The sequence below is a fragment of the Amycolatopsis sp. NPDC104775 genome (assembly GCF_055583325.1).
In genome coordinates this window covers 274,444-290,722 of sequence record NZ_JBVJOE010000011.1, presented here as the reverse complement: position 1 = coordinate 290,722, position 16,279 = coordinate 274,444, and the positions used below count along the sequence as shown (strand labels likewise).

At 70.7% G+C, this 16,279-nt stretch carries 19 protein-coding genes; 6 read left to right on the top strand and 13 right to left on the bottom strand.

Annotation, left to right across the window (positions count from 1 at the left end; genetic code table 11):
- Nucleotides 1-152: 152 nt before the first annotated feature.
- Nucleotides 153-641, bottom strand: a complete 489-nt coding sequence (locus ACZ63D_RS37205; RefSeq protein ID WP_101434802.1) for a polyadenylate-specific 3'-exoribonuclease AS — start codon at nucleotides 639-641, stop codon at nucleotides 153-155.
- A 20-nt stretch (nucleotides 642-661) separates the two neighbouring features.
- Nucleotides 662-1,420 carry a lysophospholipid acyltransferase family protein gene (locus tag ACZ63D_RS37200; protein ID WP_465359009.1) on the bottom strand — a complete coding sequence of 253 codons (759 nt, stop codon included), beginning with the start codon at nucleotides 1,418-1,420 and terminating at the stop codon, nucleotides 662-664.
- A 218-nt stretch (nucleotides 1,421-1,638) separates the two neighbouring features.
- Here ACZ63D_RS37200 and ACZ63D_RS37195 point away from each other — a divergent pair, with 218 nt between their 5' ends.
- Genes ACZ63D_RS37195 through ACZ63D_RS37180 form a run of 4 tightly spaced genes read left to right on the top strand, consistent with a single transcriptional unit; the run spans nucleotide 1,639 to nucleotide 4,565 of the window.
- Entirely contained in the window at nucleotides 1,639-2,406 is a 768-nt protein-coding gene (locus ACZ63D_RS37195; RefSeq protein WP_465359008.1) for an alpha/beta hydrolase, read from the top strand.
- Complete coding sequence (locus tag ACZ63D_RS37190; protein WP_465359007.1) at nucleotides 2,403-2,948, top strand: hypothetical protein; 546 nt, start codon at nucleotides 2,403-2,405, stop codon at nucleotides 2,946-2,948. Before ACZ63D_RS37195 ends, ACZ63D_RS37190 begins: the two co-directional genes overlap by 4 nt.
- Before the next feature lie 10 nt (nucleotides 2,949-2,958).
- Nucleotides 2,959-4,098 (top strand): glutamate--cysteine ligase, encoded by a 1,140-nt coding sequence (locus ACZ63D_RS37185; protein WP_465359006.1) that lies wholly within the window; start codon nucleotides 2,959-2,961, stop codon nucleotides 4,096-4,098.
- A gap of 23 nt (nucleotides 4,099-4,121) precedes the next feature.
- Nucleotides 4,122-4,565: a YdeI/OmpD-associated family protein gene (locus ACZ63D_RS37180; RefSeq protein ID WP_465359005.1), complete on the top strand. Its 444-nt coding sequence runs from the start codon at nucleotides 4,122-4,124 to the stop codon at nucleotides 4,563-4,565.
- 20 nt (nucleotides 4,566-4,585) lie between these two features.
- On the opposite strand, the gene ACZ63D_RS37175 is transcribed toward ACZ63D_RS37180, so the two are convergent.
- Nucleotides 4,586-5,152, bottom strand: a complete 567-nt coding sequence (locus tag ACZ63D_RS37175; RefSeq protein WP_465359004.1) for a TetR/AcrR family transcriptional regulator — start codon at nucleotides 5,150-5,152, stop codon at nucleotides 4,586-4,588.
- Nucleotides 5,153-5,258: 106 nt separating this feature from the next.
- Between ACZ63D_RS37175 and ACZ63D_RS37170 the strand changes: the two genes are divergently transcribed.
- Nucleotides 5,259-6,047: an oxidoreductase gene (locus tag ACZ63D_RS37170; RefSeq protein ID WP_465359003.1), complete on the top strand. Its 789-nt coding sequence runs from the start codon at nucleotides 5,259-5,261 to the stop codon at nucleotides 6,045-6,047.
- Nucleotides 6,048-6,770: 723 nt separating this feature from the next.
- Here ACZ63D_RS37170 and ACZ63D_RS37165 read toward each other — a convergent pair.
- The 7 genes from ACZ63D_RS37165 to ACZ63D_RS37135 form a co-directional block, all read right to left on the bottom strand.
- Nucleotides 6,771-7,640 (bottom strand): NUDIX domain-containing protein, encoded by an 870-nt coding sequence (locus tag ACZ63D_RS37165; RefSeq protein ID WP_465359002.1) that lies wholly within the window; start codon nucleotides 7,638-7,640, stop codon nucleotides 6,771-6,773.
- Between the two features lie 96 nt (nucleotides 7,641-7,736).
- On the bottom strand, nucleotides 7,737-8,663 hold the full coding sequence (locus ACZ63D_RS37160; RefSeq protein ID WP_452074547.1) for an ROK family protein: 927 nt from the start codon (nucleotides 8,661-8,663) through the stop codon (nucleotides 7,737-7,739).
- A 15-nt stretch (nucleotides 8,664-8,678) separates the two neighbouring features.
- Nucleotides 8,679-9,077 (bottom strand): hypothetical protein, encoded by a 399-nt coding sequence (locus tag ACZ63D_RS37155; protein WP_465359016.1) that lies wholly within the window; start codon nucleotides 9,075-9,077, stop codon nucleotides 8,679-8,681.
- Nucleotides 9,078-9,160: 83 nt separating this feature from the next.
- Entirely contained in the window at nucleotides 9,161-10,318 is a 1,158-nt protein-coding gene (locus tag ACZ63D_RS37150) for an ArsA family ATPase (RefSeq protein WP_465359001.1), read from the bottom strand.
- A complete protein-coding gene (locus ACZ63D_RS37145) occupies nucleotides 10,319-10,756 on the bottom strand; it encodes an SRPBCC family protein (RefSeq protein ID WP_465359000.1) in 438 nt (145 codons plus the stop codon).
- Between the two features lie 27 nt (nucleotides 10,757-10,783).
- A complete protein-coding gene (locus ACZ63D_RS37140; protein WP_465358999.1) occupies nucleotides 10,784-11,578 on the bottom strand; it encodes a metallophosphoesterase family protein in 795 nt (264 codons plus the stop codon).
- Nucleotides 11,579-11,587: 9 nt separating this feature from the next.
- Nucleotides 11,588-11,998 (bottom strand): polyketide cyclase / dehydrase and lipid transport, encoded by a 411-nt coding sequence (locus ACZ63D_RS37135; RefSeq protein ID WP_465358998.1) that lies wholly within the window; start codon nucleotides 11,996-11,998, stop codon nucleotides 11,588-11,590.
- Between the two features lie 112 nt (nucleotides 11,999-12,110).
- Between ACZ63D_RS37135 and ACZ63D_RS37130 the strand changes: the two genes are divergently transcribed.
- A complete protein-coding gene (locus tag ACZ63D_RS37130) occupies nucleotides 12,111-13,907 on the top strand; it encodes an AMP-dependent synthetase/ligase (RefSeq protein ID WP_465358997.1) in 1,797 nt (598 codons plus the stop codon).
- Nucleotides 13,908-13,937: 30 nt separating this feature from the next.
- On the opposite strand, the gene ACZ63D_RS37125 is transcribed toward ACZ63D_RS37130, so the two are convergent.
- The 3 genes from ACZ63D_RS37125 to ACZ63D_RS37115 form a co-directional block, all read right to left on the bottom strand.
- The gene (locus tag ACZ63D_RS37125; RefSeq protein WP_465358996.1) at nucleotides 13,938-14,177 is read right to left on the bottom strand and encodes a hypothetical protein; all 240 of its coding nucleotides are present in this window, start codon (nucleotides 14,175-14,177) and stop codon (nucleotides 13,938-13,940) included.
- A gap of 398 nt (nucleotides 14,178-14,575) precedes the next feature.
- Nucleotides 14,576-15,034 (bottom strand): YbjQ family protein, encoded by a 459-nt coding sequence (locus tag ACZ63D_RS37120; RefSeq protein WP_465358995.1) that lies wholly within the window; start codon nucleotides 15,032-15,034, stop codon nucleotides 14,576-14,578.
- Between the two features lie 27 nt (nucleotides 15,035-15,061).
- On the bottom strand, nucleotides 15,062-16,156 hold the full coding sequence (locus ACZ63D_RS37115; RefSeq protein WP_465358994.1) for an FAD-dependent monooxygenase: 1,095 nt from the start codon (nucleotides 16,154-16,156) through the stop codon (nucleotides 15,062-15,064).
- Nucleotides 16,157-16,279: the final 123 nt, after the last annotated feature.

The following is a 16,279-nucleotide window of genomic DNA, read 5'->3' as shown; positions in this document are numbered from 1 at the left end:
AGAAGAAAGGGAGGGCGGAGAGTGCCCGTCGGGGCGTCTTTCCCGCCTTGACAAGCACCCGCCGTCCGTCATCACAATCAAGCTTCGGGGTGCCCCACGCACACGCCCGGCGCAATGTCGCCCCCCGGGCGACGAGCCGAAACACCCAGGGCTCACCGACGCCGAAAAGCCTCCTCAATAACCTCCCACCGCTGCAAATTATGCCGAGCATCAGCCAACGCATCATGCTGATCCCCAGGCGCGGCAGGCAGCTTAGGCTTCCCCGCGTCCTCCCACCGCTGCCGCAAATCCCGGGTGAACCGAGGCAACTGCCGAGGCAACGCGGGCATCGGCCCCCACAACTGCGCCAGCGCCACATGGTCGTACGCCGCGAACCAAGCCCACAGCTCGATCCCGCCCGGCGGCTTCCCGAAGAACTCCAGCAGGTCCGTCCGGATCCGCTCCCGGCTCCGCCACGCCGGATCCGCCGGAGACGGCAGCTTGGGCAGCACGTTCTCCCGGACCCAAGCCCCCGCCCGCCCGGGATCGAAATCGGTGGACACGGCGTAGAACTCGCGCCCGCGCTCGTCAACGACACCGATCGACACCAGGTCAATCGTCACGCCGTCCTCAATAAACTCGGTGTCGTAGAAAAAACGCACCGGGGAACTCTAGTGGGGCGCTACCCGGCCTTCGTCTCCGGCACCCGATCGGCGTCCAGCGCCCGCGGCCGCGGCACCTCGGGCTTGACCCCGGCCGCCTCCGCCGCGAGCAGTTCCTTGGCCTTCGCCGCGTAAATGTCGACGTACTCCTGGCCGGACAGCTCCATCAGCGCGTACATGATCTCGTCGGTGATGGACCGCTCGATGAACCGGTCGCCGGCCAGCCCCTCGTAGCGGGAGAAGTCGAGCGGCTTGCCGAAGCGCACCTCGAGCCGCCGCGGCCACCACATCTTCGAGCCGATCGGGTTGACCTTGTCGGTGCCGACCATGGCCACCGGGATCACCACGCCGCGCGATTCGAGCGCGATCCGGGCGACGCCGGTTTTGCCCTTGTACAGCCGCCCGTCCGGGGAGCGGGTGCCCTCGGGGTAGATGCCGAGCAGGTGCCCGTCCTTGACCAGCCGGATCGCGGTGTCGAGCGCGGCCTGCGCGGCGTTGCCGCCGGAGCGGTCGATCGGGAACTGGCCGACGCCGGTGAAGAACCACTTCTTGAGCAGGCCCTTGAACCCCGGTTCGGTGAAGTACTCCGACTTCGCCGGGAAGGTGACCTTGCGCTTGACGCGCAGCGGCATGAAGAACGAATCCGCGACCGCGAGGTGGTTGCCGGCGAGGATGGCGCCACCCGTCTCGGGGATGTTTTCGGCGCCGACGACTTTGGTGGGCCACAGCGTCTTCAGCAGCGGCCCGATGAACACCCACTTCATCAGCCAGTACAGCACCGGGTTCCAGTCCTTTCCTGCCCGCGCGGGCCCCGGCAGGCCAGGGTACGGAACAAGCACCGGCCCGCACAACGCGAGAACGGACGGTCACCCGGGGCAGCGACCGATCTCACAGCGGGACCGGACGGATCCCCGCTTCCGCGAGTGGGGCACACAACCCGGCTTCGGCGTGAGAGCATGGAGAGACTCCACCGCTTCGATTCGGAAGGGCGTTCGTGATGGGCGTGCTCGCCGGCGCGGAACCGTTCTCCCACCCGGGTTCCTCCGGGGCCGGCTTCCTGCTCTGCCACGGATTCACCGCCACGCCCGCCGGCCTGCGCGCCTGGGGCGACCATCTGGCCGCCGAGGGCTTCGCGGTGCGCTGCCCGCTGCTGCCCGGACACGGCACCACCTGGCGCGAGGCGAACCGGACGACCTGGCAGGACTGGTACGGCACGGTCCGCGAGGCGCTGCTGGCGCTGCGCGCGGAGTGCGACCAGGTGTTCGTCGGCGGGATGTCGATGGGCGGGACGCTCACCCTCCGCCTAGCCCAGGAGTTCGGCCCGGACATCTCCGGCCTCGTGCTGGTCAACCCGTCGGTCACGCGGCTGAGCCTCGACGCCAAGGTGCTGCCGCTGCTGTCCCGGGTGGTCCCGTCGATCCGCGCGATCGGCAACGACATCGCGAAACCCGGCGAGGTCGAACTCGCCTACCCGCGCACGCCGGTGCGGGCCGCGGCGAGCCTGGCCCGGCTGTGGAAGATCGTGCGCGCCGACCTGCCGAAGGTGACGCAGCCGGTGCTGCTGCTGCATTCGCGGGTCGACCACGTCGTCGAACCCGAGAACTCGCGGATCATTCTGGACGGCGTCTCGAGCACGGACGTGACCGAGGTGGTGCTGGAGAACAGCTTCCATGTGGCGACGCAGGACCACGACGCGGAGCTGATCTTCAGCAGCAGTGTCGACTTCGCCCGGAAGCTGCGGGCGGGACAGGTGGGTGCCGGATGAACCGGGGGAAAGGCGCGGACGGACCCGAAGACGTCGACGCCACGTTCGCCGAGATCGTGGCCGACCTCCGGGCCGAGGGCGTGGGCGTGTTCCTGGACGAGGACCCGTTCTCCGGCGCCGGTCCCAAGGCCGCCGAGCCCGAGGCGTCCTCCGGAGCCGAACCCGAAGCGGGCAAGGCCAAGCCGAAGCCCGCCGCGGACCCGCCCGCCGCTCCCCCCGCCGCGTCCCCGGAAGGCTGGCGCACCGGCGGCTCCGACTGGGAGACCACGATGTTCTCCGGCGACCCGGCCGAGGACGACGAGCACTACGTGCCGCCGGAGCCGCCTCCGCTGCCGCGCTGGCGCAAGGGCGCGTTCATCGTGCTGCTGTTCTTCGTCGTCGGGCTCCTGCTGCTGATCGTGCCGAACCTGATCGGGGTCGGGCCGGCGCTCGCCACGCCGCTCGGCATCCTCTCGCTCGCCACCGGCATCGCGCTGCTCCTGCTGCGCGTGCGCCAGGGGCCGCCGCCCGGCGCGGACCCCAGCAACGGCGCCCAGGTCTGACCGGGCGGGCATGCGGATCGACTTCCAGGCGTCGCGGCGTTCCACGGTCGGCGCGGAATGGGAACTCGCGCTGGTGGACCGGCGCAGCGGCGAGTTGCGGTCGGTCGCGGAGGAACTGCTCGCCGCGGTCCGCCCGGACGGCGCGGCCGAGCATCCCCGGATCAAACAGGAACTGCTGCTCAACACCATCGAGGTGGTCAGCGGCGTCTGCCGCACGGTCGGCGAGGTGAAACACGACCTCGACGAGGCGCTCGACGAGGTGCACCGGGTCGCGGACCCGCTGGGCGTCGAGGTGTTCTCCGCCGGATCGCACCCGTTTTCCTCGTGGTACCGGCAGAAGGTGACCGACAAGGAGCGCTACGCCAAGCTGATCGACCGCACCCAGTGGTGGGGCAGGCAGATGCTGATCTACGGCGTGCACGTCCACGTCGGGCTCGACCACCGGGACAAGGTGCTGCCGGTGCTCGACGGGCTGCTGCGCTACGCGCCGCACCTGCAGGCGTTGTCCGCGTCGTCGCCGTACTGGTCCGGCGAGGACACCGGGTACGCCTCGAACCGGGCGCTGATGTTCCAGCAGCTCCCGACCGCCGGGCTGCCGTTCCAGTTCCGCAAGTGGGCGGAGCTGGAGGGCTACGTCGAGGACATGTTCACCACCGGGGTGATCGACCACTTCTCCGAGATCCGCTGGGACATCCGCCCGGCCCCGCATTTCGGCACCATCGAAATGCGGGTGTGCGACGGGCTGCCGACGCTGCAGGAGGTCGGCGCGATTTCGGCGCTCACGCAGTGCTTGGTGGACGATTTCAGCGACCGGCTCGACAAGGGCGAAGCACTGCCCGCGCTGCCGCCGTGGCACGTGCAGGAGAACAAGTGGCGCGCCGCGCGGTACGGCCTGGACGCGATCGTCATCCTCGACGCCGCCGGCCGCGAACGTCTCGTCACCGAAGACCTCGCTGAGCTGCTGGACCGGCTGGAACCGGTCGCCCGGCGGCTGGACTGCGTCCGCGAACTGCGCGACGTCGAGACCATCCTCCGCGTCGGCGCGAGCTACCAGCGGCAGCGGGCGGTCGCGAAACAGTACAACGGATCTTTGAAGGCCGTGGTCGCCGCGCTGGTCACCGAGATGCGAGACGGCGTCCCGCACGCTTAACCTCGGTGGCTTAGGAGGCAGCGATGTCGCATACGTTCCGCGCGCTCGTCGAACTCAACGGCAAAACCGCCACCGGCTTCCGGGTCCCGGCCGAGGTGGTCGAGGCGCTCGGCCAGGGGCGGCGGCCGAAGGTCCGGGTGACGATCGGCCCGCACACCTACCGGAGCACGGTCGCGGTCTACTCCGGGGAGTTCATGCTGCCGCTCAGCGCGGCGAACCGGGAGGCGGCCGGGGTCGCCGCCGGAGAGACGGTCGAGGTCACGCTCGCGGCCGATCTCGCCGAGCGGACGGTCGAACTGCCGGACGATCTGGCTTCGGCGCTGGCGGAACGCACCGGCGCGCGAGCGGCGTTCGACCAGCTTTCCTTTACCGCGCAACGGGAACGCGCCGAAGCCGTCACGTCGGCGAAGCGCGCCGAGACCCGGGAGCGGCGGATCGCGAAGATCGTCGCCGAGCTTGCTGGCTGATCGTGCCTGGCTCGTCGTGACTAGCTCACCGTGACGCCGGGCTTGCCGAAGCCGCCGAGCACGGTGTCGACGACGCGGGTGGCCAGTGCGTCCGGGTCGGCGGAGTCGTTCTCCTGCGCTGCTTCGTGGATGAGCGCGCAGTACACGCGACGCGCCCACACCAGGTCGACACCCGGCCGCAGCGCGCCGGTTTCGTCCAGACGCTGGAAGAAAACGTCGCACTGGGCGGCCACGTCCGGGGTCAGCACGCCGTCTCCGCCCGGGTGCGCGTTCATCGCGAACCCCCAGCGGAGCTTGACGCGCAGCACGTTCGCCGTCACCTGGTAAAGCGCGACCAGCGGCGGCGTGACGTCGGGCCGGGCGCTGGCGATCGCGTCGTGGAACTGCTGGGTCGCCCAGTGAGTCATGGCCTCCACGAGCGCGTCCCGGCTGGCGAACCGGCGGTGCACGGTCGTGCGCGAGACACCTGCGGCCTCCGCGATCTGCTCCATCGTCGCCGCCGGGTTGTCGCTGAGCACGCGTTCGGCGGCCTCGAGGATCGCCTGGGCCGTTCGTTCCGAGTCCGCGCGCAGGGCCCGCTTCTCCATACCGCTCAGTTTACGCCATGGTCGCTACTCGGCTCTTAGTTGCGACACTGATGTTGCAACTGCTAGCGTAATTGCATCGACCTTGACCCGACTTGGGGGCTTTCCGATGGACCTGCACCTGACCGGCAAGACTGCAGTAGTCACCGGCGCGAGCCGAGGGATCGGCCTGGCCACGGTGTCCGCGCTGACCGGCGAAGGCGTGCGAGTGGTGGCCGCGGCCCGGACGATCACGCCGGAACTGAAGGAAACCGGCGCGGTGCCGGTAGCCGTGGACCTCTCGACCCCGGACGGTCCCGGACGGCTGATCGAACAGGCCGTCGCGGAACTCGGCGGGCTGGACATCCTGGTGAACAACGTCGGTGGCGGCGACAACGCCACCGGGCAAGCTGGCGGTTTCCTGTCGCTCACTGATCAGCAGTGGACAGACATGTGGGAGCTGAATTTCCTCGCCGCGGTGCGGGCTTCCCGGGCCGCGCTGCCGCACCTGATCGAACGCCGGGGCGCGGTCGTGACGGTTTCGTCGAACGGTGCGAGGACACCGCAATCGGGCCCGATCGCTTACACCACCGCGAAAGCCGCACTGACCGCGTTCGGGAAAGCACTGGCGGAGGAATTCGGACCGCAAGGAGTGCGAGTCAACACCGTCTCACCCGGGCCGGTTCGCACCGCACTGTGGGAGGGCCCGGAGAGCTACGGCGCGGAACTGGCTTCGTCGATGGGGGTGTCGCACGAGGATTTGCTGGCCGCGCTTCCCGCCGGTGCGGGAATGCTGACCGGACGCCTGATCGAACCGGCCGAGGTGGCGACGTTGATCGCGTACCTCGCGTCGCCGCTGGCCGCGAGCATCACCGGAACGGACCACCTCGTCGACGCGGGGTCGGTGAAGACCGTGTGACGGCTGATCAGTGGGTTGGCCGGGTGGCGGGCTTGGCCGGGTCACAGGCTCGGCGGGGTCACGGGCTTGGCCGGGTCACGGGCTTGGCCGGGTCACAGGCTTCGCCGGGTCACAGGCTTCGCCGGGTGGCGGGCTTGGCCGGGTCACAGGCTCGGCGGGGTCACGGGCTTGGCCGGGTCGCGGGCTTGGCCGGGTCACAGGCTCGGCGGGGTCACGGGCTTGGCCGGGTCGCGGGCTTGGTAACCCAGGCCCCGGCTTGAGACTCTGGCGGGCAGAGGCTCATGCGCCGGGAGTGACGACCTGCTGGGCGGTTCGCTGTCTGGCCCTCGCCACCCCGCGAGCGACTGGCCGCCCACCTCCGGGCGAACGGCGAAGACCGGCTCGTGGCCGGGGTCGTCCGCATTGTCCGCGTTGATCGACCCGGCCCGGAAGAACCTTCGCTCTGCGGCCTCGGCGAACAGACCGGCCGCGCCGCATCGGGAAACGTCCGGTCTCGGCAGTCCCGCAACGACCCACCGGCCAGATCTCGCACCGCCGAACGCCGCCCCCGGCATATCCGCACCGCCGATCCGGCCGACTCTCACCGGGAAACGCCCGGCCCGACAGTCTCGCGCCGAGCCCTCCGGTCAGCCGAGCGCCAAGACCGCCGAATGCTCAGCCAGCCAACCCTCAAGCACACAGCCCGAGCGCCAGCACCCCCGAGCCGAACGCCAACCCGGCCGTTCAGCCGTCGAGTTCCCGCAACAACGTCCCCGGCCCAAGCACCCGCGCCCCAAGCTCACCGACCCGGCCACGCAGCTCGCGATCAGCCGTCACCACCACGACGTGGTCGTCCGGGCGCTGGCGGGCGGCGGCGGTCACCTCGACGATCTTCGAATCCCCGTCGGTCTCCGCCGAGACGACCTCGACGCCGGGGATCGGTTCCACTCCCCTGGCCTTGCCCTCGACCACCAGCACCACCCGCGGCCACCAGGACCAGGCCGGGCCCGCGCCGATGCCTGCGACGGCGTCGCTCAAGCCGCGTTCGGCGGGGGTCGTCAGCTGGTCGCGCAGGCGTTCCGCGGCGCCGCGGCGGTCGCGCCACCAGCCGTCCGGGCGGGAGCCCATGACGTTCGCCGCGTCGACTACCAGCACCAGTTCGCGGCCCAGTTGTTCGCGCAGCACTGGCCAGGCGGCGGCGAAATCGCGGTGGAGGTCGAGCGCGGCCACGTCGTCCGGCGGGACCCAGCGCATCTCGGCGCTTTCCTCGTTCGCGACGTGGGCCTGCAAAGCGCTGTCGGCCAGTCCGAGCACGGTCGTGTACTGCCATTCGCCGTGGTCCAGCACCGAGGCGGACATCGCGCGGAAACCCGACGACGGGATAGCGGCTTCTTCCCACGCCTCCCGGGCAGCGGCCTCGTGCACGGTCTCGCCGGCCTCGAGCGCGCCGCCGGGCAAGGCCCACGTGCCGCCGTTATGCACCCACCACGCGCGTCGCTGCAACAGCACGCCGCGGCGGGGATCGCACAACAAGAGTCCGGCGGCGCCGAACGCGCCCCAATGCTGCCTGCCGCAAGAACACCGCACGAAGCGGTTGGCAGTCATCGGCGTCACCCGGCCCAGCCTTCCACAGAACCTTGTGCGTGTTAATCCCGGCGAGAACCGGGGCGCCTCGTGCGTGTCTAGACCGGTTCTAACCGGCGCACGCACTCACAACGTGTCCATCGCCAACGCCGCCGCGCCCACGATCGCCGTGTCGTCGCCCAGGTGCGCGGTCCGGATCCGCGCCAGCGGGCGGTGCCGCGCGCCGGTGATCGCCCCGGCGTAGTGTTCCCGGGCTTCGTCCAGGAACAGTGGCGCGGACTCCGAAACTCCCCCGCCGATCACGATGATCTCCGGGTCGAAGACGTCCGCCACCAACGCCAGGCCCTCGCCCAGCCATTTCGCCAGTTCTGCCATGGCGCGCAAGGCGATCGGGTCGCCGTCGCGGGCCGCGCGGGCTACTCGGCGGCCGGTGACCGAGCCGGGGTCTCCGGCGCTTTCGCGGGACAGCACGGTGGAACGGCCGGGATACCGCGCCAGGAGTTCGACGGCGGTCGCGGCCAGCGCGGTTCCGCTGCAGTAACGCTCCCAGCAGCCGTACTTCCCGCACGGGCAGGCGCGGCCGTCGCGGACCACGGTGAGGTGGCCGAGTTCCGGGGCGACTCCGTGCGCACCGCGATAAATCTCGCCGTCCAGCAGCAGGCCCGCGCCGATTCCGGTGCCCAGCGCGACCAGGGCGGCCACCCCGGCCCCGCGCGCCGCGCCGAAGCGGTGTTCGGCGACGACGGCCGAGTTGACGTCGTGCTCCAGCGTCACCGACAACCCGACCCGCTTGGCGATCCGGTCCGCCACCGGGGCGTTGCGCCAGGCGAGATGCGGCGCGAACATCACCGAGCGGCGATCGCGGGTCACGAAACCGGCCACGGCCAGGCCGACCGCGGCGACGTCGTGCCGGTTGCGCAGGTTCTCGACGACCCCGGCGATGGCGTCTTCGAGGGCGTTCTCCTCGCTCGGCGTCCCGACGCGCGCCGTGTCCAGCAGCGAGCCGCGCTCGTCCACGACGCCGGCGCGCACGCTGGTGCCGCCGACGTCCACCCCTACGGTCAGCAATCAGTTCTCCCGCTCCGGCTGCCAGTCCGCGCGCTTGCGGACGGCGATGTGCTGGACCCGCGACGACTGCTCCGAAGAGGACGCCGCCGTCGCGGCCGGCGCGGGCGGAGGCGCGGCGGGCCGGAAACCGGGCATGTGCACGCCCTCCTCCGGCTCCCACCGGTCCGCGAGCACCGCCCGCAGCAGCGCGACGAGCTGGGCAGCCTGCTCGAGCACCCGGGCCACGAACTCCGGCCGCTCGCCGCGCACGACGGCGACGATCGCACACAGCGGGCACCACCCGCATCCCGAAGTGCTGTCCTCCACACCGGGCGCACCCGGTTCCTCCGGGCGCGCGGGGTCCCCGTGCCCGGCGGCCATGACGCCCTCCAGCCACGGCGCGGCGCGTTCGATCACCATCTCGACCAGCAGCCGGATCTCCTCGGCCAGTTTGAGGCCGTCCGCGTACGACCCGGCCGCGTGGCCGTCGCTGTGTTCTTCGCTCACCCGGATCCCCGGTTCCCGGCCAGGCTGACCACCAGGCCGTCGGCGTCGGATTCCGCGCCGGTGATCCGGCACGGGCGCAGCGTCTCGGGCAGTGCGACGAGCCGGCGGAACCCGTCCACGGTGATCGCCAGATCATCGTCCACTCGGGCGAGGTCCACCGCCGAATCCCGGTCCAGCGGGAGCGCGACCCGCAGCCGGAAGCCATCCCCGTCGGCGGCCACCGAAAGCAACGGTGTGACCGGTTTTCCGTTGCCGGCCAACGGGTCCCGGCTGCCGTACAGTTCGCGGGCCAGCTCGGCGAGCGCCTCCGCGCCCACCGGTTCGCTCGCTCGGTGCTCCACGCGGGCCAGCTCGTCCGGGCCGAATCCGGCCTCGGCGAGTTCCGCCAGCACGGCGTCCTGCTGTTCGCGCCGGGTGCGCAGCCACTTCGCCGCCGAACCGCGCCAGAAGCCGGGCGCGGGCATGAGCCGGTTGGCGATCAGGCCGTCGACCGCGATGCCGCGCAGCGCCAGCGACGTGAGCGTGCGCCGGGCTTCGGCGACCACCACGCGCTCCGGCGTCAGCACCAGCCGCACGGTGGTCACGCGCGGGTCGGTGAGCAGCTCGCGCAGCGCGTCGAGGTGGGCGCCGAGCCGTCGCACCGAAGCCGCGACGCGCCGGTTGCCGAAAACCCGGCCCAAGTAGCCCGACACGGCTTCCGGCAGGGAAAGCAAACGCAGCGTTTCAGCGGTCGGCCCGCAGTCGACCACCACGGTGTCCCACGGCCCCTGCGAAGCCAGCCGGCGCACTTCGCTCAGCGCGAGAAGCTCGTCGACACCGGGCAGCACGGTCAGCTCTTCCGCGTCCAGCACGTCCAGACCGGCTCCAGCCAGCACCTTCCGCAGTTCGCCGCGCAGCTCGTGCCACGTGCGGTCGGCGAGCGCCCGGGAATCCACCTGCGCCGCCCACAGACCGGCAGGCGTGCCGTCGCCGCGGAGGTCCACTTCGGAGGGTTCGCCGCCCAGCGGCGTGCCGAACGCGTCGCCGAGCGAATGCGCCGGATCAGTGGACACGACGAGCGTCTTCCTGCCGCGGCCGGCGAGCGCGGCAGCGGTAGCCGCGGCGAGCGTCGTCTTCCCGACACCCCCCTTGCCGGTGAACAGCAGGATGCGCATCTAGCCCTCGGCCCTGCGCTTGAGCTCCTTGAGCGCAGTGTCCATGACCATCTTCTCCGCCTTGCGCCGCAGCAGCCCGATCATCGGCAGAGCCAGCTCCACCGAGAGCGTGTAGGTGACGCGGGTGCGCCCGCCGCCGAGCGGTTCGAGCGCGTACCGGCCGTTCTGCGCCTTTTGCATCTGGCCCTTGACCAGATGCCAGCTGACGCCCAGCCCGGTCTCGTCCCAGTCGTATTCGAGCGTGTACACGTCCTTGATCGGCCCGGCGTCGAGGGTGAGCTTCACCTGTTTCGCCCGGCCCGCGTCGTCGGTCGCGACCACCTCGGTCTCGCGGACCGCCTTGGTCCACTCCGGGTACGCGGGGAAATCGGAGATCACCGACATGACCCGTGCGGGCTCGGCGTCGACCTCGATGGACTGCGTGGACTGCTCGGCCATGGGACGAAGCGTAGCCGGACAGCACAGTCACCAACGCAGCACGTAGGGCTGCCCGGTCTCCTTGAAGTGACCCACGTTACGGCACTCGGTGTGCCCGACCCGGCGCCGAGCGGCCAGCGGCTGGTGCACGTGCCCGAACACCGACCAGCGCGGACGCTGCTCCAGGATCAGGTCCAGCAGCGCCTTCGACCCGAGTTCGGCGCGGCGCGCGACCACGTCGTAGGTCAGTTCGGGCACCGCGGGCGGGATGTGCGTGCAGAGGACGTCGACGTCGTCCAGCAGCGACACCGCCGCGTCGAACTCCTCGCGCGCCCGCAGGTACGGCCGCCACGCCGCGCCCTTGCGCGGACGCGGGAGCACGCCGTCCGGCAGCACCGCGCCGCCGGCGAAGCCGAACCGCAGGCCGCCGATGGTGACGACCTCGCCGTCGACCAGCCGCACGCCCTCGCCGGCGAACTCCGGCCACGCCGACGGAGCGTCGACATTGCCGGGGATCGCGTACGTCGGCGCGGTCATCGAAGCGAACAATGTGGAGTACTGCTCCCGGACCGCTTCGTCGACCGCGGCGGCCGGATCGTCCAGGGTGGCCCACAGCGTGCGTGAATAGGCGACCGTCTCGTCTCTGGTGCCTTCGCGGCGCAGGCGGGCGAACTCGCCGACTTTCTCCGCGCCGAACAGCACGCCCATGATGCCTTTGTCGTGGTCGTGGTAGTCGACGAAGTCGAGCAGGTCGCCGAGCACGACCAGCGCGTCCGCCCCGTCCCCCGCCCGCTTCAGCGCGTCGGCGTTGCCGTGCACGTCCGAAACGACGTGAACCCGCACAAGAGCCTCCTACTCGACGGTCCGGGGCGGAATCCCCGGCTCGCGCCCGTCCTCGAGGATCTCCTTCAACCCCAGCGCCACTTCCTTCGCCGCGCGCGCCCTCCGGTCGGATTCGCGGCGCAGTTCGCGCGGGCTCAGCTCGCGCGGGACGCCGCCGGGACCGGCGGGCGTGGCCCGGAGGAAGTAGTGCAGCACGGTGCCGTCGAGAACAGGTTCCAGCCAGACCTCCATGGTACCGATCAAGGCGCCCGTGACGGTCCAGCGCAGGCCCTTGTCCCCCCGGTCGGTGTAGACCCGCAATTCCAGGTCGGGCCAGTACCGCCGCCACGAGCGCGGATCGGCGAACGCCGCCGCGACGGTGGACGGGGGCACCACGAGGAAGGTCTCGTCTACGAGATCGAGTGCTGGCGGTTCGTGCACCCGGACACGATGTCACGACCTCGCCGCGCGCCCCGTGCCAGCATGGTCTTAAGGTCTACGGCACGCTAAGTTGACTGGCGGGTAACCGCACGCGTCGAACACGGAGGTCCACGTGCGCGAATACAGCGCCCCCGCCGGGAAACCGGTGACCGACGACGAGAACCTGGCCGACGTCGTCTGGGCGAACGCGGAGCGGTTCTCCGACGTGGTCAGCTTCCGCAGGCAGGTCGAGGGCACGTGGCTCGACGTGACCGCGAAGGACTTCGCCGACCAGGTCGCGGCCGTGGCCAAGGGCCTGATCGCGGCGGGCGTCGGGCACGGCGACCGGGTCGCGCTGATGTCGAAGACCCGCTACGAGTGGACGCTGGTCGACTTCGCGATCTGGGCCGCGGGCGCGGTGACCGTGCCGATCTACGAGACGTCCTCGCCGGAACAGGTGCACTGGATCCTTTCCGACTCGGCGGCCAAGGCCGTCGTCGTGGAAACCGGCGCGCACCGCAAAGCGGTCGAGGAGATCAGCGGGCGGCTCAGCACGCTGGAGCACACTTGGCAGATCGAGGACGACTCCCCGGCGGTCGACGAGCTGACCGCGCTGGGCTCCGAGGTGTCCGACGAGGACCTGCACACCCGCCGCCGCGGCGTCACCGCGAACGAGACGGCCACCATCGTCTACACCTCGGGCACCACCGGGCGGCCCAAGGGCGTCGAGCTGACCCACCGGAACTTGCTCGCCGAGATCCGCGCGGACATCGAAGCCTTCCCCGAGCTGATGGAGCAGGGCAACTCGCTGCTGTGCTTCCTGCCGCTGGCGCACATCCTCGCCCGCGCGATCGCGATCACCGCGCTCACCGCCCGGGTCACCCTCGGCCACACGCCGGACGTGAAGAACCTGGTCCCGGACCTCGGCACCTTCCGGCCGACCTTCGTGGTCGCCGTGCCGCGCGTGTTCGAGAAGGTCTACAACACCGCCAAGCAGAAGGCGCACGCCGACGGCAAGGGCAAGATCTTCGACGCCGCCGAGGCCACCGCGGTCGCGTACAGCGAAGCTCAGGAAAAGGGCGGCGCCGGGCTCGGTCTGCGCGCGAAGCACCTGCTGTTCGACAAGCTGGTGTACGGCAAGCTCCGCGCCGCGCTGGGCGGCCGTTGCATCGCCGCGGTGTCCGGCGGGGCTCCGCTGGGCGCGCGGCTGGCGCACTTCTTCCGCGGCATCGGCGTGCCGGTGTTCGAGGGTTACGGCCTCACCGAGACGTCCGCGGCGGCGAACGTCAACACCAGCGCGGCGTTCCGCGTCGGCACCGTCGGACGGCCGGTCGCGGGCACCTCGGTGCGCATCGCCGAGGACGGCGAGGTCCTGCTCAAGGGCGACGTCGTGTTCGGCCGGTACTACAACAATCCCGAGGCGACCGCGGAAGCCCTCACCGACGGCTGGTTCCACACCGGCGACCTCGGCGAACTGGACTCGGAAGGCTTCCTCAAGATCACCGGCCGCAAGAAGGAGATCATCGTGACGGCGGGCGGCAAGAACGTCGCCCCGTCCGGGCTCGAGGACACCATCAAGGCCTCGCCGCTGGTGAGCCAGGTGATGGTGGTCGGCGACCAGCGGCCGTTCATCGCCGCGCTGGTCACGATCGACGAGGAGTACTTCCCGGCCTGGAAGTCCCAGCACGGCAAGCCGGACTCGGCGACGGTCTCCGACCTGGCCGAGGACGCGGACCTGCGCGCGGAGATCCAGGCGGCGGTCGACGAGGCGAACAAGCAGGTTTCGCACGCGGAGTCGATCAAGAAGTTCACCGTGCTGGCCAACGACTTCACCGAGGCGGGCGGCGAGATCACGCCGAGCTTGAAGCTGAAGCGCAACGTGGTGAACAAGAACTACGCGTCCGACATCGAGGCGCTATACCGGAAGTGAGCCCGGGACCGGGGCGGCGGGCCGCCCCGGTCACCCGTCCTTGGCCAGGTGCTTGAAGTACTCGTTGGCCATGTTGTTCCTGATTTCGTCCGCGTGCGGCTGAAAGCGCGGGTTCTCCCGCAGCACCTGGTCGATCTCTTTCATCGCGTTGCCGGTCTGGATCTTCAGCGGGTCGCCGTCGGGGCGGTTCGCCACGTGGTTCTCCACGTCCGCCCAGGTGTGGTTCCGTTCGCCGCCGGGGACCTGCTCGATCGCGTAGTCGGTGCGCACCGGGCCGGTGCCGCCGCCCCATTTGCTCTCGTTGTGCAGGATGTTGTGGTACTCGAGGACGACCCGGTTGGTGTTGCCCCCGCCCCCGAGGTGAACCCGTTCTCGTTCTGTTTGGAATGGCCCAGCTCGTGGAAGATTTCCTGGTCCGAGGCGTTGTGCTTGACCGCGACCAGGTTGTTGGAGTGCGCGTACCCGCCGCCGCCCTGGATGTCTTTGAGGTACTGGTTCGCCCCGTAGCCGCCGAATTCGGGATCCTTGGTCGAGTCCTGTGTCTCCGCGATCAACGGATTGCTCACCCCGCTCACGCTACGGCGCGGGCGGGGCCGTTAGCCGGGGTAGACCGCTGGTTGCCCGTGCGTCCACGCGACAGTCGGACACACGGGCAAGCCCGCGGGAGGTCAGGCTTGTGGCGGCTGACCCTGGTACTGCTGCTGCGCCTGCGCGTACTGCTGCTGCGGGGCGGCCTGCTGCTGTTGCGGGGCCTGCTGCTGTTGCTGCGGAGCGCCGTCCGGGACCACGTAGACCGCGGTGCCGTAGGCGGCGATTTCACTGGCCGTGCCGGCGATCTCGTTGCAGTCGAAGCGCAGCGCGAGCACGGCGTTGGCACCGTGCTGCATGGCCTCCTGGCACAGCCGGAAGAGGGCCTCGTGGCGCGAGTCGGACAGCAGCTTCGTGAGGCCCTTGAGCTCGCCGCCTCCCATCGCCTTGAACCCGGAGCCGATGTTGGAGAACATGTTCCGGCTGCGGACGGTGAGCCCGAAAACCTCGCCGAACACGCGGACGACGCGGTACCCGGGCAGATCGTTCATCGTCGACAGCAGGATCGGGAACTGCTGCGGTGGCGCGGCTTGAGTCATGGCCGGATCGTATCGTCGGCGAGCCGCTCACGCTGTGATTCGCGCGGTCCAGTCCAGATGATGCCGGTATGCCCAGCCTCGCTCTTCGCCGACGTCTTGCCCCGCGCTGGCGGCGACGAGCTTCTCCACCCGGGCGCGCCGAAGCCGCTCGTAGGCCGCGAACGCGGCGGGTGCGTCCGGCAGATCGCGCAGGCACTGGCCGAGCACCACGGCGTCCTCCAGCGCCATCGACGCGCCTTGCCCGGCCGCCGGGGACGCCGCGTGGGCTGCGTCACCCGCCAGCACCATCGACGACGTAGACCAGACGCGGGTGGTGGGCAGGTCGTAGGAATGGCCGCCGTAGATCTTGTCTCCGGTCGCGGCCACGATCGCGGCGCACGGCAGCGGGTCGTCCGCGAAGGCGGCGTGGGTGAACTCGCGCCAGCCCGCCGGGGTGACGGCGGCGATCTCGGCGCGCGAGCGTTCGGAATCGGGGACGCGGGCGAACCAGTACGTCGCGCCGTCCGGATCGGTGGTGTAGCCGAACGCGGCCCGGCTGCCGCGGAACATCCGGTAAATGCCGGGCGCGGCGGGCAATCCTTCGGCGCGCGTGTAGCCGTAGACGACGGACAAGCCGGTGAAACGCGGCGGTTCGGCCTGCGGGTCGATGAGCGTGCGAACCACGGAATGCAGGCCGTCCGCGCCGACGAGCACATCACCGGATGCGGTTGTGCCGTCCTGGAACGTCACGGTGCCGTTGTCAGTGGCGGAAACCAGGCGCTTGCCGTGCACGATCTCGACGCCGCGGCGTTCCGCTTCCTGTTGCAGCGCACGGTAAAGCGCGGCGCGAGTGAGGGTGCGCGGCCCGTCGAGTTCGGGGTCGAACTCGTGCGCGCCGAGCGTGGTTCCGTCCGGGCCGACGAGTTCCATGCCGGTCGAGGCGAAGGACGCTTCGATCACCGGGGTGTCGGCGTCGATCGCGCGCAACGCGTTCATGCCGTTGTGCATCACGACGAGAAACGCCCCCGCGTCCGCTCCCCCGCTGGGATGCGCTTCGCAGACGACCGGCTCGTGCCCGGCCAGTTGCAACGCCATCGCCGCGACTGTGCCCGCGACTCCGCCGCCCGCGATCAGAACCCGCATCGCCACCCCCTGGAAACGACTGTGGCGGGGGGGGGGGGGGGGGGGGGGGGGGGGGGGGGGGGGGGGGGGGGGGGGGGGTGGGGGGGGGAGGAGGGGGGGGAGGGGGGAGGGGGGGGGAAGGGG